Annotated in this window: 16 protein-coding genes; 14 read left to right on the forward strand and 2 right to left on the reverse strand. The window is 46.5% G+C overall.

Annotated elements, in window-relative coordinates:
• The first annotated feature begins 1 nt into the window (after position 1).
• The 7 genes from JNUCC31_RS24400 to JNUCC31_RS24430 all read left to right on the forward strand — a co-directional run bounded on the left by JNUCC31_RS24400 (position 2) and on the right by JNUCC31_RS24430 (position 8,277).
• A complete protein-coding gene (locus JNUCC31_RS24400; protein ID WP_192265558.1) occupies positions 2 to 1,462 on the forward strand; it encodes a sensor histidine kinase in 1,461 nt (486 codons plus the stop codon).
• A 67-nt stretch (positions 1,463 to 1,529) separates the two neighbouring features.
• Complete coding sequence (locus JNUCC31_RS24405) at positions 1,530 to 2,483, forward strand: 4-hydroxy-3-methylbut-2-enyl diphosphate reductase (protein ID WP_192265560.1); 954 nt, start codon at positions 1,530 to 1,532, stop codon at positions 2,481 to 2,483.
• Between the two features lie 365 nt (positions 2,484 to 2,848).
• A complete protein-coding gene (aroF, locus tag JNUCC31_RS24410) occupies positions 2,849 to 3,913 on the forward strand; it encodes a 3-deoxy-7-phosphoheptulonate synthase (RefSeq protein ID WP_192265562.1) in 1,065 nt (354 codons plus the stop codon).
• A gap of 422 nt (positions 3,914 to 4,335) precedes the next feature.
• On the forward strand, positions 4,336 to 5,760 hold the full coding sequence (gene glnA / locus JNUCC31_RS24415; protein ID WP_192265564.1) for a type I glutamate--ammonia ligase: 1,425 nt from the start codon (positions 4,336 to 4,338) through the stop codon (positions 5,758 to 5,760).
• 399 nt (positions 5,761 to 6,159) lie between these two features.
• A complete protein-coding gene (gene serC, locus JNUCC31_RS24420) occupies positions 6,160 to 7,248 on the forward strand; it encodes a 3-phosphoserine/phosphohydroxythreonine transaminase (RefSeq protein WP_192265566.1) in 1,089 nt (362 codons plus the stop codon).
• 137 nt (positions 7,249 to 7,385) lie between these two features.
• A complete protein-coding gene (gene trmL / locus JNUCC31_RS24425; protein WP_192265568.1) occupies positions 7,386 to 7,850 on the forward strand; it encodes a tRNA (uridine(34)/cytosine(34)/5-carboxymethylaminomethyluridine(34)-2'-O)-methyltransferase TrmL in 465 nt (154 codons plus the stop codon).
• Between the two features lie 172 nt (positions 7,851 to 8,022).
• Positions 8,023 to 8,277 carry an AbrB/MazE/SpoVT family DNA-binding domain-containing protein gene (locus JNUCC31_RS24430; protein WP_024629045.1) on the forward strand — a complete coding sequence of 85 codons (255 nt, stop codon included), beginning with the start codon at positions 8,023 to 8,025 and terminating at the stop codon, positions 8,275 to 8,277.
• A 99-nt stretch (positions 8,278 to 8,376) separates the two neighbouring features.
• On the opposite strand, the gene JNUCC31_RS24435 is transcribed toward JNUCC31_RS24430, so the two are convergent.
• Positions 8,377 to 8,808 (reverse strand): GNAT family N-acetyltransferase, encoded by a 432-nt coding sequence (locus tag JNUCC31_RS24435; RefSeq protein WP_192265571.1) that lies wholly within the window; start codon positions 8,806 to 8,808, stop codon positions 8,377 to 8,379.
• Positions 8,805 to 9,722, reverse strand: coding sequence for a serine hydrolase domain-containing protein (locus tag JNUCC31_RS24440; RefSeq protein ID WP_192265573.1), 918 nt, complete (start codon positions 9,720 to 9,722; stop codon positions 8,805 to 8,807). Before JNUCC31_RS24440 ends, JNUCC31_RS24435 begins: the two co-directional genes overlap by 4 nt.
• Before the next feature lie 466 nt (positions 9,723 to 10,188).
• Between JNUCC31_RS24440 and JNUCC31_RS24445 the strand changes: the two genes are divergently transcribed.
• From JNUCC31_RS24445 to JNUCC31_RS24475, 7 genes are all read left to right on the forward strand, one after another.
• A complete protein-coding gene (locus tag JNUCC31_RS24445; protein WP_192265575.1) occupies positions 10,189 to 10,953 on the forward strand; it encodes an alpha/beta hydrolase in 765 nt (254 codons plus the stop codon).
• An 11-nt stretch (positions 10,954 to 10,964) separates the two neighbouring features.
• The gene (locus JNUCC31_RS24450) at positions 10,965 to 11,924 is read left to right on the forward strand and encodes an ABC transporter permease (RefSeq protein WP_192265577.1); all 960 of its coding nucleotides are present in this window, start codon (positions 10,965 to 10,967) and stop codon (positions 11,922 to 11,924) included.
• Between the two features lie 18 nt (positions 11,925 to 11,942).
• A complete protein-coding gene (locus JNUCC31_RS24455; protein WP_192265579.1) occupies positions 11,943 to 12,845 on the forward strand; it encodes a carbohydrate ABC transporter permease in 903 nt (300 codons plus the stop codon).
• Between the two features lie 55 nt (positions 12,846 to 12,900).
• Positions 12,901 to 14,499 carry a type 2 periplasmic-binding domain-containing protein gene (locus JNUCC31_RS24460; RefSeq protein ID WP_192265581.1) on the forward strand — a complete coding sequence of 533 codons (1,599 nt, stop codon included), beginning with the start codon at positions 12,901 to 12,903 and terminating at the stop codon, positions 14,497 to 14,499.
• Positions 14,500 to 14,633: 134 nt separating this feature from the next.
• Entirely contained in the window at positions 14,634 to 16,799 is a 2,166-nt protein-coding gene (gene bglX / locus JNUCC31_RS24465; RefSeq protein ID WP_192265584.1) for a beta-glucosidase BglX, read from the forward strand.
• Between the two features lie 47 nt (positions 16,800 to 16,846).
• Positions 16,847 to 20,206 carry a GH36-type glycosyl hydrolase domain-containing protein gene (locus tag JNUCC31_RS24470; protein WP_192265586.1) on the forward strand — a complete coding sequence of 1,120 codons (3,360 nt, stop codon included), beginning with the start codon at positions 16,847 to 16,849 and terminating at the stop codon, positions 20,204 to 20,206.
• A 99-nt stretch (positions 20,207 to 20,305) separates the two neighbouring features.
• Positions 20,306 to 21,319, forward strand: coding sequence for a LacI family DNA-binding transcriptional regulator (locus tag JNUCC31_RS24475; protein WP_192265589.1), 1,014 nt, complete (start codon positions 20,306 to 20,308; stop codon positions 21,317 to 21,319).
• Positions 21,320 to 21,564: the final 245 nt, after the last annotated feature.

Raw genomic sequence — 21,564 nt, forward strand, 5'->3', positions numbered from 1 at the left:
CATGTCCATTCGGTTAAGATTAACCGCGTGGTACTCAGGCATCTTGGCAGCCGTGCTTATTTTTTGGGGCGTTGTGATTTACACTTTTGTCTATTTTAATACGTATCAAGAAGTGGAACAGCAACTGAAAGATAAAAGTGAGAGAATTACGAATCAAATTGGTGTCAACCCTCTTTCACAGTCGTTGGATCTTGATCCTTTTACCGAGAGCCAGCTTCAGGAAGCCCAGATATACATCCAATTGTGGGATTACCAAAGCAGATCAGGCAAAATATCAGGAAATATGGAGAAGCTTCAAATTCAATTTCCTGTGGTGAAATCCAATGAGATTCAGAAAGCGCGTGGAATATCCAAGATCTATGTAAACGGAACTCCTTTTCTGGTTAATCAGCAGCCCTTGTCTTTGCAAGGAACCAATGAGATAAGGGGGCTCCTTCAAGTTGGAACCAATGTGAGCTCCCAGGAACGCTTGCTGGAGGCTTTGCGCAATATTCTCGTTTTTGGCTGGTTAGTGGCGATGGCACTTGCGATTACTTCGGGCCTTATTCTGGCTCGCAAATCCATGCGCCCGCTCGTCAACGTTATTGATGCGGCGAATCAGATTCAGTCCGGGGATGATCTTAGTGTGCGTATACAATACACGGGTCCTACGGATGAGATTGGACGTCTGATTGAAACCGTGAACAATATGCTTGAGCGAACAGAGCTTTCCTTCCGCGGATTGGAGGAGACCAACAAAGCCCAGCGCCGATTTGTATCCGATGCCTCACATGAGCTGCGCACACCGCTGACCACAATTCGTGGGAATGTCGACTTCCTGAAGAAGCTTTGGGATCAGGAAAGCACGGACCGACCGAATCTGGATGAAGAAACGGTTAAACAGATGTCTCTCGAGGCGATAGAGGATATGGCGGATGAAGGCAAACGCATGAGTAGGTTAATCAGTGATATGCTGTCCTTGGCCAGAGCGGATACAGGACAGAAAATCGAACTGAATCCGATTCCATTGCAAATTCTGGTGCAGGAAGTGGCTCGCAGAGCCCAATTCCTTGATCACCAGGCAGACTGGCGTCCAGGTGATCTTTCGATCCTGAATGGCATATATGTGAACGGAAGTAAAGATTACCTGCAACAGATGCTGTTCATTTTTGTCGAGAATGCTTTCAAGTATACACCGGAGGGCTCAGTAACACTCGATGCGATATTGTACAAAGGCCAGGTCGGACTGCGAATCAGTGATACGGGAATTGGAATGGATCGGGACGAGGTGCCGTTTATTTTCGATCGGTTCTATCGTGCAGATGAATCCCGTGGAGCCACACCGGGCATAGGCCTGGGACTCTCGATCGCCAAATGGATCATCGAGGAGCATCATGGATCGGTTGAGGTTGTAACCCGACGTGGAGAAGGAACCACCTTTATTATCTGGTTGCCGGTTGTCTTTGCTCCGCCTATCGAATAAGGGTATAATAGACTGGACTGCAATTACATCGGCAACCTTGCCGAGAAAGAAAGCGGGTGGCAACCAAGTGGAAGTATTGCGAATTTCGCCGCGAGGATATTGTTACGGAGTTGTGGATGCCATGGTGCTTGCGCGCCAGGCGGCACGCAATCTGGATCTACCACGGCCTATTTATATATTGGGTATGATTGTGCATAACCAACATGTGACGGATTCATTTGAAGATGAGGGTATTATTACTCTGGATGGACCGAACCGGATTGATATTTTGCGTCAGGTGGAGAGCGGAACAGTGATCTTTACGGCCCATGGTGTATCTCCGGAAGTGCGCAAGATGGCACGTGATAAAGGGCTGACGACAGTGGATGCTACATGTCCGGATGTAACCAAGACCCATGACCTGATTCGGGAGAAGACGGCTGAAGGATATGACATTATCTATATTGGAAAAAAGAATCATCCAGAGCCTGAGGGTGCTATAGGCGTTGCACCCGATCATGTTCATCTGATCGAGAAGGAAGAGGAGATCGATGGACTAAGCGTACCACCCGGCAAAATCCTGATTACAAATCAGACAACGATGAGCCAATGGGACATTAAACACATTATGAGCCGTCTTCTGGAGAAGTACCCAGGCGCAGAAATTCATAATGAAATATGTCTGGCTACCCAAGTTCGTCAGGAAGCTGTCGCTGAACAGGCAGGACAGGCGGATTTGGTCATCGTTGTAGGTGATCCTCGCAGCAACAACTCCAACCGTCTTGCACAAGTGTCGGAGGAGATTGCCGGGGTTACGGCATATCGTGTATCTGATGTGGCGGAGATCCAGCAGGAATGGCTGAAAGGTGTGAATAAAGTGGCGGTTACGTCAGGAGCTTCAACACCAACACCAATCACGAAGGAAGTCATCCTGTATCTGGAGCAGTATGAACATGATAAGCCGGAAACATGGGAAATCAAGCGTACAGTGAATATGAGCAAGTTGCTTCCTCCTGTGAGGGAGAAGACGCGTACGACCTAAAAAAGAAATAATAGTATAAGCTTTTTGCATAAATCCGAAGAGTGTCTTCCGATCAGCAACATATAGATCGATATCCTATTCGTTTATATCTCTTGTATCCGTGAGAGAGAGGAAATCGAATTAAGAAAAATGGCTGATTATATGAACCCTGCCGTACAGAACCGAGATCCGGTGCTGACTGCAGGGTTCTTTTTTTTAGAAGGACAGGAGTTGGCTTGACGGAAAAGGGGGAATATGTTATATTTACTTTAGCGGATAAAAGCTTAAAAGCGAACAAGCGTTTAAGCGTAGAAGAGTTTAAAATGTGAATCGGACGCGCAATGAATATTCAATGTGCTCTCATACAAGGAAGGGTGGATATAATTATGATCGTTATTGCAGGTAAAGCTACGCCGGAGGAACATATTCAGGATATCGTCGCTACAATTGAGAAAGAAGGACTTCAGGTTCATATCTCTCGTGGAGAAGATCGGACCATCATTGGTTTGATTGGCAAAGTTGAGCCGAAAATGGCTGAACACCTGCGTCAAATGAAGGGTGTGGAGAATGTCGTCAAGATTTCTAAGTCCTACAAATTGGCAAGCCGCGACTTCCATCCGGAAGATACCGTGATTTCCATCAAAGGGGTAGACATCGGCGGCAAAGAACTTGTGATTATGGGTGGACCTTGTGCAGTTGAATCGGCAGCACAGATTGATGAAATTGCCGGACTAGTTAAAGCTGCTGGAGCACAAGTGCTGCGCGGTGGCGCATTTAAGCCGCGTACAGGTCCTTATAGTTTCCAAGGCACAGGTGTAGAGGGATTGATCATGATGGCAGAAGCAGGCAAGAAGCATGATCTGCTGACCATCACAGAAGTTATGACACCTGAATATGTGGATATCTGTGCCGAGTACGCAGACATTTTGCAAGTAGGCACACGTAACATGCAGAACTTTGATCTGCTGCGCAAATTGGGCGAGTGCGGCAAACCGGTATTGCTGAAACGTGGGTTCAGTGCAACTTATGATGAACTGTTGAATGCGGCTGAATACATTCTTGCAGGTGGCAATCCAAATGTTATGCTGTGTGAGCGTGGTATTCGTACATTCGAATCCTACACACGGAATACGCTCGATCTGTCGGCTATCCCTGTCCTGCAGTCTCTGAGCCATCTGCCAGTCATTTCGGACCCGAGCCATGGTACTGGACGCCGTGAACTGGTAGAACCGATGACAAAGGCTTCTGTTGCTGCTGGTGCCAACGGCCTGATTATTGAAATGCACACAGACCCTGATAACTCGATGACAGGAGATGGGGTGCAATCACTGTTCCCTGACCAATTTGCCAACCTGCTTCAGGATCTGGAGAAATTGGCACCGATCGTGGGTAAATCGTTCAATACGGCTAAACAACCGGCTGCGTTTTTCCCGGCTCGAGTGGGCGTATAATTTGTTACAATAGTGTGAGACTTATAATGATCCGGGCATTGGCCACGGCTTCGTTCAGTGAGAATGGAGCCAGGGCCAATGTCCGGTTTTTTATATGATTTAGGTCATTTGGATCATTGAACGTATTTATTAATCATAGGTGATAAGAAACATTTATGATGTGATGTTTTTTCCATAATTTAGGACGATTTCACACTCACTTTACCGCATTAAACCAGTTAAATATCATATTTTAACGTTGTTAAGTGAAATATACAGGTTTATAAAATGTGAGCATAGCTTACATACTCGCAAAAAATACCTAACATAAGTATTGACGATGTCATGTTTCAGAATTTATAATGACGACAGAAAAAAATTCGAATATGGACATTTTCTTAGCGGGGTTGTTTAATGTTCGGAATATTTGGGAGGACGAATACATGTCGGTTGAAAACGTATTGAAAGCAATTCAAGAGAACAACATCGAGTGGGTAGATTTTCGTTTTGTAGATTTAGCCGGTCGTGCGCATCACATTTCGTTACCAGCTTCGGCAGTTGACGCAGACACTTTTGTCAATGGAGTAGCCTTTGATGGTTCTTCTATTCAAGGTTTCCGCGGAATCGAAGAGTCCGATATGGTTATGATTCCAGATCCTGAATCGACTTATGTCGATCCGTTCACAGCACACCCTACACTGAACGTTATGTGTGATATCTTCACTCCGGATGGCGAGCGTTATGAGCGTGACCCGCGCGGTATTGCTGTTAAGGCGGAAGCGTTCCTGAAAGAAAGCGGAGTAGGTACAACGGCATTTTTCGCACCTGAATCCGAATTCTTTATCTTTGACGATGTACGTTATGAGAGTGGCACGAACAGCTCTTCCTATTTCGTAGATTCCGAAGAAGCTTCATGGAACACAAACCGTAAGGAAGACGGCGGTAACCTGGGCTTCAAAGTACGCACAAAAGGCGGCTATGTTCCTGTAGCTCCAGTGGATACACAACAAGATATCCGCAGCGAAATGTGTCGTATTCTGGAAGAAGCCGGCCTTTCCATCGAACGTCACCACCACGAAGTGGCGACAGCAGGCCAAGCCGAGATCAACTTCCGTTTTGATACGTTGAAGAAAACAGCAGATAACCTGCTTGTATACAAATACATCGTGCACAACACTGCACGTCAATATGGTAAAGTAGCAACATTCATGCCGAAACCACTGTTTGGTGACAACGGTAGCGGAATGCACGTTCACCAATCCATCTTCGATGGCGATTCCCCATTGTTCTATGACAAAGCGGGATATGCGAACCTGAGCGAAATGGCTCTGCACTACATCGGGGGAATTCTGTACCACGCACCAGCCCTGATTGCTTTGACTAACCCTAGTACGAACTCATTCAAACGTCTTGTACCTGGTTATGAAGCACCGGTTAACCTGGTTTACTCCAAAGGTAACCGTTCAGCAGCAGTACGTATTCCTGTTGCAGCTGTTACACCGAAAGGATGTCGTATCGAGTTCCGTACACCGGACTCCACAGCTAACCCTTACCTGGCATTCTCTGCAATGCTGATGGCGGGTCTGGATGGTATCAAACGCAAAATCAATCCAACTGAGCTTGGATATGGTCCTCTGGATAAAAACATCTATGATTTGTCTGATGCAGATAAAGAAAACATCCGCAGTGTACCAGCATCCCTGGAAGAAGCGCTTGATGCTCTGGCAGCGGACAACGAGTTCTTGACTGAAGGTGACGTATTCACGAAAGAATTCATCGATAACTATATCAACCTCAAACGTGACGAAGCGAAAGCAGTAGCGATCCGCATTCATCCACATGAGTACAGCCTTTACTTCGACTGCTAATCGGTCGGGGTCGGAACAGAACGATCTGTTCCAACTCAAAGCCTCCGGGACTCGCTCTCGGAGGCTTTTCCTTGAAGTAAACAATGCAGTGCATTAACTTTGCAGGGTGATAAAGGAATTTGATAACCCGAATTCACAGCTTCAGTGCATATTGCCCTTGAAGCAGATAGGGAATACTGATATTATAGCCATAATATTCACTTTGTAGAGCATTTTGCATAAATCCATAGAGCGACTTCCAATAAGTAAGATATAGATCGAAATGATTCAATTCGTCTATACGCTGGTTGGATCAGGATGCTTCTTCCTGTCCAGCTCTTATACCCGTGAGCGATTCTAATCGAATTATGCAAAATGCTGTTCATATGTCAGCTACGGATGGAAAGGGCGGGGGATTTTGTGACAAAGAGAGCGTATAATTTTAATGCAGGACCTGCGGCGTTGCCACTTGAGGTACTGGAGCGTGCTCAGGCAGAATTTGTTGATTTTCGTAACACAGGTATGTCGATTATGGAGATGTCTCACCGTGGTGCGGTGTACGAATCTGTACATAATGAAGCTCAGGAGCGCTTGTTGTCGCTGCTAGGCAATCCGAAAGGATATAAGGTTCTCTTCCTGCAGGGTGGAGCGAGCACTCAGTTCGCTATGTTGCCGATGAACCTGCTCGGGGAAGGGCAGACAGCCAGTTACGTCATGACAGGCAGCTGGGCCAAGAAGGCGTTGTCTGAAGCGAAGCTTATCGGGGAAACACATGTCGCTGCATCTTCCGAAGCGGATAAATACATGAAATTGCCGGATGTGTCGAATCTTAGTTTGCCGGAACGCACAGCTTATGTTCATTTGACTTCTAATGAAACGATTGAAGGAACGCAATTCAAGTCATTCCCGGATACCGGTTCGGTGCCGCTTATTGCGGATATGTCGAGTGACATATTCTGTAAACCGTTTGATCTGAATCAATTCGGCATGATCTATGCAGGTGCACAGAAGAACCTTGGCCCATCTGGGATTACCGTCGTTATTGCCCGCGAAGAGCTGGTAAGCGAATCACCAAAAACAATTCCAACGATGATGCGTTACAGCACACATACGGAAAACAATTCTCTATATAATACACCGCCGTCTTTCTCCGTATATATGGTGAATGAGGTTCTAAAATGGATTGAAGAACAGGGTGGACTCACCGGGATAGAGCAAAAAAACACGAAAAAAGCAGAATTGCTCTATAATGCCATTGATTCCTCCGGGGACTTCTACCGTGGTTGTGTAGACCCGGCTGATCGTTCCCTGATGAATGTGACCTTCCGCCTGGCTTCCGAAGAATTGGAGAAACAGTTCATCAAGGCTTCAGAGCAAGAAGGGTTTGTGGGCCTGAAAGGACATCGCAGTGTGGGTGGCCTTCGAGCTTCCATTTACAATGCAGCGCCATATGAGAGTGTTAAGGCACTTACGGACTTCATGAGCCACTTCCAGAAGACAAATGGATAATTAGCCTGGCAGCGAGTTGTGAATTCAAGCACTCACACTTGTGCCTCACCAGAGCCTTCCACATTGACGTGTGGAGGGCTTTTCTTTAAGATTAGAGAATTGTCGCTTACATGAAATGAAAAGGAGATTGAACACAGATGGCTTTGCATATCGTTCTGGTTGAACCGGAGATTCCGGCAAATACAGGCAATATTTCTCGTACTTGTGCGGCTACCGGCACGCATTTGCATCTCGTGCGTCCACTTGGATTCCGTACGGATGACGCCACACTGAAACGGGCGGGTCTGGATTACTGGGATGCCGTTCATATTGAATATCATGATTCGTTTGCCGAGGTTCAGGAACAATACCCTGAAGGACGTTTTTTCTACGCAACCACGAAAGCGAAAAATCTTTATAGCGATTTCGAATTTCAAGATGGAGATTTCTTGGTCTTTGGTAAAGAAACAAAAGGCTTGCCGCCCGAATTAATAGCTGCGAACCCGGAAACTTGTATGAAAATGCCAATGACAGGCGATGTCAGATCGTTGAATTTGTCAAACTCAGCAGCAATCATTGTATATGAGGCGCTGCGTCAACTGGATTTCCCTGGCCTGGATTAAGCCGTTTAAGGCGTTTGAATAACGGTTAGAATTCGCTAAAAAAACATTTTTCAAAAAAAAGGACAAAAAATGTTTATTTCCAGCAGGATTCGACAAAATCTTGGCGAATTAATAAACATAGTACAAATGTACCTAGAAATTTAGAGTAAGATAGGAGAGGTGTGCCGTAGCTATGAAGCCAGCTGGAGTCGTTCGCAAAGTTGACCAATTGGGTAGGATCGTATTGCCTAAATCTTTGCGTAAAAGGTATCAAATGAATGAGGGAGATCCTGTAGAGATCTTAGTACAAGGGGACCATATCATTCTGGAGAGATACCGTCCAAAATGTATTTTCTGCGGATCGATGGAAGAAGTCAATGAGTTCAAAGAGCGTTACATATGCGCACAATGTTTAGATGAAATGACCCAGCTTCCACAGCACGGGTAAGTAAAAAAAGTATCATGATCTCTTAGGTCATGATACTTTTTTTGTGTGGAAAAAATATATTCCATCCATTTCTATCTGGCGGAATGAAGTGAACGAGATTTAACTATTCGTGTCATATTCCATCACCCAATATTTTCCTCCGGGGTTACCTTCTTCAATGACTTTTTTCCAACCCTGTCGTTCGTAAAAACCAATTGCTTTATGATTGTCGGATACACATTTCAATCGAATGGGCTGCTGCATGAGTGAAATCGACGCATCAAGTAAGCGCGAACCTGTGCCCCCGCCCATAAAACCGGGATGGATAAACAGAAGGTGGATAAAATTATCAGGAAGGTACAGCGAAGCGAAACCGAGGAGCTGTCCATCTTCCTGTTCAGCCACGATAATATGCTCATCCACGGTATCTGCGTCAAAATCTTGAAGGGACATGTCCTCTGGAGTTGTCCAGTGAAAACGGGCGCGACGCGACTCCAGATAAATGGTTCTTAACTCCGGGTAATCTGTAACAACTGCTGTTCGAATATTCAAATATTCCCCTCCAAAATAGGTAATATATCTGACCATATATGGTCAAGAATGGCTTGCATATTTTGTTCATCACTATTGACGGCAACAACGGACTTCAGGGCGGGCAGAACAACGCATAGTTGACCATTGGCGCCATCAGCACGGTAAGCGTTATGGGAACATCTCCAGAATTGATATCCATAACCTTGTCCCCAATCACCGGCTCCCGGTGTAGGGATCTGCTGTGCCGTCGCCAATCGAATCCATTCCGCCGGAATGAGCTGTTTGCCGTTCCAATGGCCCTCCTGAAGCAACAATTGACCGAATCTGCCTAATTCCTCGTTGGTGAGCTCCAAGCCCGCACAGCCCAATGTAATGCCCAAGGGAGAGGTCTCCCACTCTACATTCGAAATACCCAGTGGCACGAATAGCCGGGGAATCAGATAGTCCTTAACGGTTTGACCAGAGGCAGCCTGAAACATGGCGGAGATCATAAACGTATCTGCACTGCTGTATGTAAACGTTTCACCAGGGACTCTGTTCAAAGGGAGGGACATGTAATATTTGGCCCAATCTTTCTCAGGAAGTGTGGCCCGCTCTTCTGCCCATAACACAGGGACATCATGCCCTGATGACATCCGCAGCAAATCATACAGGGTAAGGTCCTCAGGAGGGAAGGCGGTTAAATGGGAAGCAGGTGTTGGTGATGTGAAGTAGTCACCGAGCCTGGATTCAAGGGTAAGTATGCCCTCATCCAAAGCCAATCCAATCGCCATACAGGTAAACGATTTGCTGACAGAATGCTGTAAGCGGCGCATATCTGTGGTGTGATCCCACGCTCCGATTGTAATCCCTTTCTGCAATACACGAACAGAATATACGTTTAACTGCTGTTCATTAATATGATGAACAAAAGAATCTATAATACTCGACATCGTAACATCCTTTCTGAAAAAAAGAAGAATTTTAACTATTGGTGAAACGTTTCCGTAATCTGGATCGAAAATTAGAAATTATGTTAGTACAAACTAGCTTCAATGTCAATGGAGATCTGCAAACGGTTACTTAAAGGATATTATTTGACTTTAAAAGTGCCTTTTGACGCAAATTTTATCACGAAAAATCAGTTTTTTGAGAAAAAAGCGCGAAATTTGTAAAAAGGTTATTGACAGGGTTTGCCCTTCGGGATTATGATTTATTCGAAACGATTCGAAGAAATCGCTTCCACGTAAAAAGCGTTGTAATCAAGTCCATGTAAACCAACGTTGGCTATGTTTTGAAACGATTCGAGAAAATCGTTTCGATAACCAAGTGAAATACGGGGGAATCACAGTGGGTTGCAACAAAAAGGCAGAACAACAGAAGCTTACAGACAGCAGCCGACGATGAAAGGGGTTACTTATGGCGCATATAACGATCGAAACCGGATCGCCTACATTATGCATGAATACAAGCATACATGTAGTGTCCAGTGACTCCGGAGACACTTCAGGCGGTACGCTATATTTGCTGCATGGGGCAGGCGATAATGCAAGTACGTGGCAACGTTTGACTACAATTGAAATGTACGCTGAGCAATATGGCTGTACCATCATTATGCCGGAAGCGAACCGAAGCTATTACACCGATATGGAATACGGCCTGAATTACTTCCATTACATCACTCAGGAGCTGCCTGAATTCTGCAGGCGTCAGCTCAATCTCAATACAGACCCGGCCAAGACTTACGTCGCCGGTCTATCCATGGGTGGGTACGGTGCATTGAAATGTGCACTGACATTTCCCGAGAGGTACCGCAAGGTGGTCTCTTTATCAGGTGTGACTGATATTCAGACCCGGCTTCATGATCCGGGAATGCCCTCAGGCATGATCAAGGAAATGAAAGCGGTTTTTGGAGAACGGTTACAGGTGAAACCCGATCAGGACCTGTACGCACTGTCTGCCAAGCTGTTGGAGCAAGGTGGAACTTTACCGGATGTTCTGTGTTGTTGCGGTGACATCGATCCCTTTGTGGATATGAATCGCAAATTCGCGGAATACATGCAGGAAACGAACTTTGAATTTCGGTATGTGGAGACGCCGGGTACCCATGAATGGAGATTTTGGGAGCAACACTTGAGAACCATGTTTGATTTTCTGTATAACGACAAGACCAAAGTAGAGTGAGGAGATGCAATTTGAAACCTGCAGCCGAAGGACCTAGCAAAAAGCTGAAGGGAAACTTGAAAGGCAATTCGCTCTGGAGTGAAATCTGGAAGCACAGAATGACTTACACCCTTCTTGTTCCGGGGCTCGTCTGGCTAATCCTGTTTGCCTACATGCCAATGGGAGGCCTGTCTCTTGCGTTTAAAGACTACAAGGCGAACCTGGGAATTTGGGGAAGCCCATGGAGCGGATTTGAGAATTTCAAATACGTTTTCCGTGACCCAACCTTTATCGACGCAGTATGGCGGACGCTGTACATCAACATTCTGAAACTGATTATTCAGTTCCCGTTCCCTATCATTCTAGCCCTGCTGCTGAATGAGTTGCGGATGCGCAGAGGGAAAAAGTGGTTCCAAACGGTTCTTACGTTCCCGCACTTCCTGTCATGGATCATCGTATCCGGGGTAGTTATCAATGTTCTGGCGTATGACGGACTGGTGAACAGTGCACTCGGATTACTCGGATTGCCAACCATTAACTTCCTGGGCTCCGAGTCCAACTTTGTACCCATGCTGCTGTTGACGGATATTTGGAAATCAAGTGGATGGGGTGCGATTATCTTCCTGGCTGCCATTTCTGGTATCGATCAGGATCAGTATGAATCAGCACAGATTGACGGAGCATCCCGTATGCAGCAGATGTTCCGCATCACATTGCCAAACATTCTTCCTACAATCACCGTCATGTTTATCCTGTCGGTCGGTGGATTGATGTCTTCCGGTTTCGACCAGATCTTCAACTTGGCGAATGCCGCAACCAAAAATGTATCGGAAGTATTGGATGTATACATCTATCGGATTACGTTCCAGTCTTCAACGGACTTCTCATTCTCGACAGCGGTCAGCTTGTTCCGTTCCCTCGTGAATATGGTCTTGCTGCTTCTCGCAGACAGATTTGCCAAGTGGCTTGGCGGAGACGGTTTGTTCCGATAAGAGAGGAGGAAAATTGAAATGAGCAAGAAAGCTAGCAAAAAGCCGAGAATTGGTACAGAAAGAATGACATTTCTCGATTACATTATCTTCGCCATATTACTTGTGCTTGCCCTGATGATTCTGATTCCGTTCTGGAATGTCATCATGATCTCGTTCGCAACACAAAAAGAATATGCTGCCAATCCATTTTTGATGTTCCCTAAAGAGTTCACTCTGGATTCCTATAGAGCACTGTTTGCTAACGGAACGATTCTGTCGGGATACAAAAACACCATTATTTTGCTCGTCATCGGCTTGCCACTCAGTTTGTTCCTGACAACAAGCATGGCGTACGGTCTTAGCCGCAGCAACTTCCCGTTCAAGAAATTTCTCTTTTTCCTGGTACTGTTCACCATGATTTTCAATGGTGGTATTGTACCGCTGTACCTGGTCATGAAATCACTTCACCTTACAGGTACGCTGTGGTCCGTTATCCTGGCGGGAAGCTTCAGTGCTTTCAATATGATTCTGATGATGAACTACTTTTATACCTTGCCTGAATCGCTGATGGAATCCGCGAGACTGGATGGTGCAGGAGAGTGGAGAATTCTGTTCTCGGTTGTCCTTCCGCTGGCTACACCAATTATGGCTACGATTACGTTGTTCTACGGCGTGGCGTACTGGAACAGTTGGTACGATGCGATGATATTCCTGCGAAAAGCGGATCAGTTGCCGCTGCAGAATGTATTGCGGGCGATTATTGTCACATCCCAGACAAACGCATCCAATGCTTCGAGCGTAGATGCAACCCAAGTGAGCAATTTCTCAATGGGTATGAAGATGGCGGCAGTATTTGTCACCATGGTACCAATTATGTGTTTCTTCCCAATGCTGCAAAAACACTTTGCCAAAGGGGTATTAACAGGGGCTATCAAGACCTGATTATACGCATAGGATTTTGACTTGAAATTCTACTAAAAAACATGGGGGTAAAAGCATGAAAACGAACAAAAAGTTGTCAGTAAGAGCTCTCTTTGCCATCACGCTTAGTGTAGTTATGCTGATGGTGACCGCTTGTTCCAGCCAAGGTGCTTCAGGTGGTAACGAAAAAGATGCAGAGGGAAATTACAAAGACAACCTGACCATCTCTGTAGCTAACCTGACCGAAATCAAAAACGGGAATCTGGATAATGATTTCCACAAGTTCTGGACTGACAAGTTCAATGTAACATGGGATTACAACTATATCGATTGGGATTCATGGGGCGAGAAGCTTCGTCTGTGGATCAACTCTGGCGACTTGCCGGATGTAGCAGTATGGAACTACGTGCATGGTGATGCCATGAACAGTATTGATCAAGGCCTGTTCTACAAATTCCCGGATGACTGGAAAGAACGCTGGCCTAACGTGGCAGCAGCCTACAAGTTAACCGGTCTTGGAGACAAACTGGAAGAACTGACGGGCGGAACATACGTCCTGCCAAGACCAATCTATTTTGAGAACAAACCAGCTGACCCATTGACGAACCAAATTGGTGTCATTGCGCTTCGTAAAGACTGGGCTGAAGCGGTTGGTTTTGAACTGAAAGATGCTTATACAACATCCGAATTGAATGAATATGCTGAGCTTGTGAAAGAAAAAGATCCAGGCAAAGTGGGCAACAAACTTGTACCTCTGTCCTATAATGCGGCAGATGCGATGACAAACATGATTATGCCGAACAGTGTGCATGCCATGACCGATTCTCCGTTCTACAAAGGTGAAGATGGCCAGTTCCACTGGGGACCAGCAGATCCTGAGACGCTGACAGGACTGAAATTGATGCAAAAAGCCTACAAGGATGGTTTGCTGAATCCTGAGTTCTACACATGGAAAAACAATGAAGGTCAAAACAACTTCAAAGTAACAGGAACAGCTGCAGTAACAAGTCTGGGCGGACTGGCTTCGTACAGACAAGGTCTGGATTCCGATATGAGAAAGAATCTGGGTGTAGATAGTGATGAACTGGTACACACAGCAATTGTATTGGGCGATGACGGGAAATACCGTAACATGGAGCAAGCAAACTTCTGGTCTGCATTGATCTTCAATCCGAACATCAGTGACGAGAAATTCGAACGCATCATGGATCTGATCGACTACTCGACTACCAAAGAAGGACAACTGCTGATCAACATGGGCTTCGAAGGAAAAGATTGGAAATATGACGAAAACAATGAACTCGTTAGCTTGCTGCCAGAAGGTACTGTCCTGGAAGACAAATACCCGGCACGCTTCGAAGGTCTGTATCTTCTGGGTGACGACTTCAGTGTAGTAAATCCTGCAATCAAAAAGGATTATCGTGATAGAGCTGTGAAGCTGTTCCAGGAAAAAGCAAAACTCGGAACAGAAGGTCAATCCCTCGCAGCATACGACTGGGATGTCAACCTGTACGATTCCAAAGCTAAAAGTCAGGCTTCGTTCGACTACCAGAATGAGTATGCCAACCTGATCCTCAAAAGTGGAGATCTGGAAGCGAACTGGAAAGAATGGGTAAACAGCAAAATGTCCCTGGTTCAACCTTATCTGGATGAACTGAACAAAGAATTCAAGTAATCATTCAGTAGTTAGCAAGATGGGATAGGACAGATGTATTCTGTCGACCCCATCCATTCGAACCCGGTGCGCGGTCTCTCCCCGAACGCAGCCGGGTTCTTTTTTTCAACAACATGCAGTGGAGGATAATGTCTATGAATAACGAGCAGTTGCTAGATTTGGTGAAACAGATGACTTTGGAGGAAAAAACAGCTCAGCTTCTCCAATTAACTGCCAATTTTTATGAAGGAACGAATGTCGAAGGTCAGATTACAGGGCCGATGGAAGAGATGGGAATCACGGAGCAGTCCGTGGATGCCAGTGGCTCCATTCTGGGTTTGTCCGGTGCACAGGCCATCATTGATGTGCAACAAGCCTATATGAAGAAAAGCCGTCTTGGCATTCCGCTTTTGTTCATGGCTGACGTCGTGCATGGTTTTAAAACGATTTTCCCGATCCCGCTGGCGATTGGTTGTTCATGGGATACCGAGCTGGCTGAGAAAAGCGCTGAGATAGCAGCACGCGAATCTGCAGTATCTGGTCTTCATGTCACTTTTGCACCGATGGTCGATCTCGTTCGTGATCCGCGCTGGGGCCGGGTAATGGAGACAACAGGCGAAGATCCGTATTTGAACAGTCTGTTCTCTGCGGCATTTGTACGTGGATATCAGGGTGACCGTTTGAAGGATGAGCCGGATCGTCTTGCAGCTTGTGTCAAACACTTTGCAGCCTATGGGGCAGCAGAAGGTGGTCGTGACTACAACACGGTCGACATGTCTGAGCGTAATTTGCGTGAGTACTATTTACCGGCTTACAAGGCAGCACTGGATGCAGGTGTCGAAATGGTCATGGCTTCTTTCAATACGGTAGATGGTATTCCGGCGAGCGGAAATGAGAAACTGATGCGTGACATTTTGCGTGACGAGTGGGGCTTTGATGGTGTATTGATCTCGGATTGGGCTTCCATTCGCGAGATGATTGCTCATGGTGCAGCTGAAGATGACCGCGAAGCGGCATATCGCGCCATTCGTGCAGGCGTGGACATCGAGATGATGACACCTTGTTATGTTCATCATTTGCCGGAGTTGATCAAGAACGGAGAAGTGGAAGAAACGCTCATTGATGAAGCTGTACTGCGTATTCTGCAGCTGAAAGAAAAGCTGGGGTTGTTCGACAATCCACTTCGTGCAGCTGATCCGGAGCGTGAGCGCGAGATTGTGTTCTCAAAAGAACATCGTCAGGTATCGTATGAGCTTGCAACTAAATCCGCTGTATTGTTGAAAAACGATAATGACGTTCTTCCGCTGAAGCCAGAAGCCAATGTAGCGTTAATTGGACCTTTTGCCCAAAGTGAAGACATTCTCGGATGGTGGTCTTGTGAAGGTGTCAAAGAGGATGCCGTTAAGCTCGGAACGGCTTTGAAGGAACGTCTAACTGCCGGGAAGGTTCATATGGCTCAAGGCAGCAACGTTCACAACATCACGGCTGAACAGATTGCTGAAGCGCTTGAAGTAGCAAGCAAAGCTGATCTGATTGTACTTGCCCTTGGTGAAGATTCCGAAATGAGTGGTGAAGGTGGCTCGCGTACGGATATTCGTTTGCCGGCAGCCCAACTGGAATTGGTTAAACAGCTCAAAGCAGCGGGTAAACCCATGGCCAGCGTGATTTTCAACGGTCGCCCTCTGGACTTGCATGGTGTATTTGAAGAATCCGATGCTGTACTTGAAGCATGGTTCCCTGGCAGTGAAGGTGGAGCAGCTATCGCGGATGTGCTCATAGGTGTCGTGAATCCATCTGCGCGTCTGACGATGTCCTTCCCACAATCTGTAGGTCAGATACCGGTATATTACAATCATTTCAATACAGGACGTCCGCTGAATCCGCAAAAGACCGAAGAGCGTTATGTATCCAAATACATTGATAGTCCGAATGATCCGCTGCTTCCGTTTGGCTACGGCTTGTCATACACCTCGTTTGAGTACGGTGATCTGAAAGTTTCGAGCCATGAAATGACTGCTGACCAGCCTTTGACGATCCAGGTGGATGTAACCAATACAGGTGAGCGTGCAGGCGTGGAAACGGTTCAGTTGTACGTTCGTGATGTATCCGGTGAAGTTGTGCGTCCGATGCGTGAGCTGAAAGGGTACGTGAAGCTGGCACTCGCGCCGGGTGAAAGTGGTACGGCTACATTTACGTTAAACGAAGAGCAGCTTCGTTATCATCATTCTGATTTGAGTCACCGCAGTGACAAGGGAACATTCCACCTTTTCGTAGGGCCGAATAGCCGCGATACATTGGAAAGTACCTTCAAGCTGGTGTAATTGGACACGGCTCATACAGATGAATGAAGGAGGATATGAATAGAAATATGAAGACCATGAATCAATCTCAAATCAACGTGCAATCCGGTGAACTGTGCTTTACGTTCTGGGAAAGCGGTGATTTGTTCAAAGCAGTAAGCGGAACAACAATGATTAATCAGTGGATGGCTAGTCCGGTGGACGGCTCCATGAACAATCTGTACTTGCGTTTTCACAGTGAATCCGGTATCCGATTTGTTCCGATGCTTGGCCTTCACTCCGACAGTCAGATGAGCACCGATGGCAGTCGTATGGTGTGGACAGGTACCGCTGAGGGTGTAGGCTATGAAGTCGTTTTTGCTCCGACAGCACAAGGTGTATGGTTCTGGGATGTAACGGTAAACGGTAATGGAGAAGAGGTCGACGTAGTCTATGGTCAGGATGTCGGCAATGCCGATCCTGGTGCAGTACGCAGCAATGAGGCTTACTTGTCGCAATACATCGACCATGCCGTATTTGAGGATGAGAAGCTGGGATATATCGTAGTTTCACGGCAGAATCAGCCGCAGGGCGGGACTTTTCCTTATCTTCAACAGGGTTCATTAACCCGCGCAGCAGGTTATTCCACAGATGGATTTCAGTTTTTTGGTTTGAGTTACAAGGAAACGAATGTGCCTGAAAGTCTGGGTAAACCGACACTGGCGAATGAAGTATACCAGTATGAATTTGCATACACAGCCCTTCAGTCCGAGAAAGTGGTTCTGAGTGGCGAAGCCCGTTTTGTGTTCTATGGACTCTTTCAGGCCAATCATGCGGAAGCAGTGAAGGAACTGCAGTACCAGGATGTTGTCCAACAGGCCTGGGACGAGTACGAAGCGAATGCAAGCGCAGCACAAACAGCATCCGACGTATTCCCCAAGGTATCTCTCCATCCGGTAATGGGTGAGCCTTTGCTTACTTTATCGATGACCGAAGAAGAGGTGAATTCTCTTTTTCCAGCTTCGAAGAGACATCAGGAAGAGCGCACTGATGGTGAATTACTGGCGTTCTTTACAGATACGTATGAGCATATTGTGCTCAAGGAAAAGGAAATGCGCGTGGAACGTCCTCATGGACACATTCTGATGAGCGGCAACAATGTGAAGATGGGACAGAACGTGATCACGACATCTTCCTATATGTATGGCATTTTTAATTCCCATGTGGTTGTGGGTAATACGAACTTCAATAAAATGATGAGCAATGCACGCAGTGCGCTCAACATACCCAAAACATCCGGTCAGCGGATCTATGTCGAGGTTGAGGGAATCTTCCGACTGCTCACGATGCCTTCCCTGTTCGAAATGGGCTTTAACTATGTTCGCTGGTATTACAAGACAGCTGAGGATACGCTGATCATCACGAATTATACAACGTTGGATACGCCTGAAGTACATCTTCATGTGAAGTCGGAAAAAGGAATAGCCTATCGATATCTGATCACCAATCAGATTACGATGAATGTGAATGAATATGAACTGCAGGTTCATGTTACGGAGCAGAATGGCGAGCTGAGCTTCAAGGCAGATCGCAGATCCCTTAGTGCCGAAGTATATCCGAATCTGGAGTATCGCATGCGGGTAAGCGGTGCGGAAGTGAAGGTTGGCGATGAGACAGAACTGGCCAGTGGAGTAAACGCAGGCGACGCATCACTGACTACGTTACGGCTGGACAGCAGCGCTGAATGGACATTGACCATTCAGGGTCTGTTGGAAGGTGGACAGCCAGCATCATCGACACGCAGCTTTGAAGAGGAAGTGGCTGCCTATCGTTCCTTCTATGCAGAAGTGATGAATGGGTTCCATTTGTCCCAGCCTCAGAAGCAAGGAGCAGACGAACTGTTCAAAGTCAATGCTCTTGCATGGTGGTACACCCACAATATGCTGGTGCATTACTCTGTTCCACACGGATTGGAGCAATATGGCGGAGCTGCCTGGGGAACACGGGATGTTTGCCAGGGGCCAGTCGAATACTTTATGGCTACACAAAGGTATGAGCAGGTCCGCGACATTCTGAAGACGGTGTACTCCCATCAGTATGAGGATGATGGTAACTGGCCGCAATGGTTCATGTTTGATCGTTATTTCAAGGTTCAGCAGGAAGAAAGCCATGGTGACATTGTTGTTTGGCCTCTTAAAGTACTAAGTGACTATCTGATTGCCACCAAGGATTATTCCATTCTGAATGAAGAAGTACCATATACCGTCAAACATGGTTTTGACTTTACGGATAAGACTGCCAGCGTGCTTGAACATGCCCAGAAAGAACTGGAGTATATCCAGAGCCATTTCCTGCATGATACATTCCTCTCTTCCTACGGCGACGGTGACTGGGACGATACTTTACAGCCTGCCAATGCCCAATTGAAGCAATATATGGTCAGCAGCTGGACTGTGGCACTCACGTATCAAACGTTGAAGCAGCTATCCAGAGCACTTGCGCCTGTGAAACCGGAGCTTTCATCCGAATTGGGCGACATGGCAACGGGTGTGAAAAGGGATTTCAGCAAGTTCATGCTGGATACGGATGTGATTCCAGGCTTTGTATATATGGAAGATCCGGCACAAGCGAAGCGCATGCTTCATCCGGATGACAGCGAGACAGGTATTCAATATCGCTTGCTCCCTATGACACGAAGCATGATCGCGGAGTTGCTGGAACCAGAGCAAGCCCAATCCCATTTTGAACTGATCAAAGACAAGCTGTACTGCCCGGATGGCGTCAGATTGATGAATCGGCCAGCACAGTATGATGGCGGTGTAAGCACCCATTTCAAACGTGCGGAGCAGGCATCCAATTTCGGGCGTGAAGTGGGCTTGCAATACGTCCATGCTCACATCCGCTATGTTGAAGCTATGGCAAAGCTGGGCTACCCGGATGAGGTGTGGAATGGTCTGAGCATCATTAATCCGGTGGGCATACAGGAAGCTGTACTTAATGCTGATCTGCGGCAGAGCAATGCTTATTTCAGCAGTTCTGACGGCAAGTTCAACAACCGCTATGAAGCACAGGAGCAATTCGATAAACTCCGCACCGGAGAGGTACAGGTAAAGGGTGGCTGGAGAATCTATTCCAGTGGACCGGGAATTTATATGAATCAGCTCATTTCGAACGCACTTGGCATTCGCCAGGAAGAGGAAGATTTGGTTCTGGACCCTGTGCTGCCTGTCAGCCTGGATGGAATACATTTTGATTTCCAGTTTGCCGGTAAGAAAGTGACCTTTGTTTATCATCTCACCGGACAATCTGTGCAGCGTGTGATACTGAATGGCCATGAGTTGGAGACAACAAGATTGCAACAACCTTATCGCCTTGGCGGACTGCGTATCTCGCGTTCGATTCTTGAACAGAGCCTGAGCGAGAACAACGTGATTGAAATGTACAGTTAATCCTGTGGATTTTAACCCGTTTTTTGAATCATGAATAATTAAGATGTCAGGTCCTTCGATTTTGAAGGGCCTGATGAACATAACAGGGGAGCGAAGAATGTGGTCAGTATCAAGGATATCGCCAAACAGGCGGGAGTTTCGATCTCTACCGTGTCGTATGCGCTGAATGGCAGCAACAAAGTGACAGATGAGACCAGCTCCAAAATTTTGGCTATCGCCAAAGAGCTGAACTATGTTCCTAATGCGGCTGCCAGAACATTGAAAAAGAGAGAATCCAAAATTTTGGGTGTATTTCTGACGGATTTTAGCGGTGATGTATACGGAGACTTGCTTAGTGGCATGAAGTCTGTATGTAATGCGCAAGGGTATGATCTGATCGTCTGCAGCGGGACACAATCTCATCGGATGCTTCCAGAGCGGATGATTGATGGTGCCGTTATTCTCGATCATACATTTGCGAGCAAGGAACTATTGCAATATGCGGACAGAGGACACAAGATCGTCGTTCTGGACCGGGAACTGGATCATCCAAACATTAACCAGGTGTTACTGGACAATAAGGCCGGAGCTACACTTGCAATGGAGCATCTCATTGAAAAGGGGCACACGAAGATCTATGTTGTGACAGGTCCGGAAGGTTCCTTTGACTCGGCTCAGCGGTTGAAGGCTGTGAGGCAGGTATCGGAGCGGGAAGCAAATGTGGAATGGATTGAGATTACGGGAGATTTTGAGAAGAGTGGCGGAGAACGGGCAGCCGAGCGCATCATTCAGGAATATACGCAGCCGGTTGGTGTATTCTGCCTGAATGACGAGATGGCGATTGGCATGTGTGATCGTCTCGCTGGCAGTGAGTTAACTATTGGTCAGGAGATTAATATTATTGGATTTGATAATATCGAACTTAGCAAATATGTGCAGCCAAGATTGGTCACCATCGATTATTCCAAAAGAAAATGGGGGGCACTCGCAGCTGAACAATTAATTAAGATTATTGCTGGAGAGCCCGTCGATCATGAACGCATCTATGTAACTTTAGTAGAAGGTGGCTCAGTGAATCGTCAGCTCCAGGAGGGCCTTGTGCAAACGCAAAGCGAAAAGGCGGTCAGCTATTGACTAGGCGTCCCATGTTTTATCCTGTGGATGAGGGGTCAAAAGACGACTGTACAGCAAGAGACAAGGCTTAGAAGAATTGCAACATTCTTTTAAGCCTTGTCTCTTATTATTTGATCCGTACAAAAGTATGAAAAAACCTCTCCAAAGGAGAGGCTTGGCTCTAAAGGCCTTTTGTTTTGTCATTGTTGTAGGATGAAGTGAGAATGCCTGTAATGAAGAGAGTCAATACGATAGCAATAATCCAA

The organism is Paenibacillus sp. JNUCC-31, from assembly GCF_014844075.1.
Lineage (GTDB): Bacteria > Bacillota > Bacilli > Paenibacillales > Paenibacillaceae > Paenibacillus.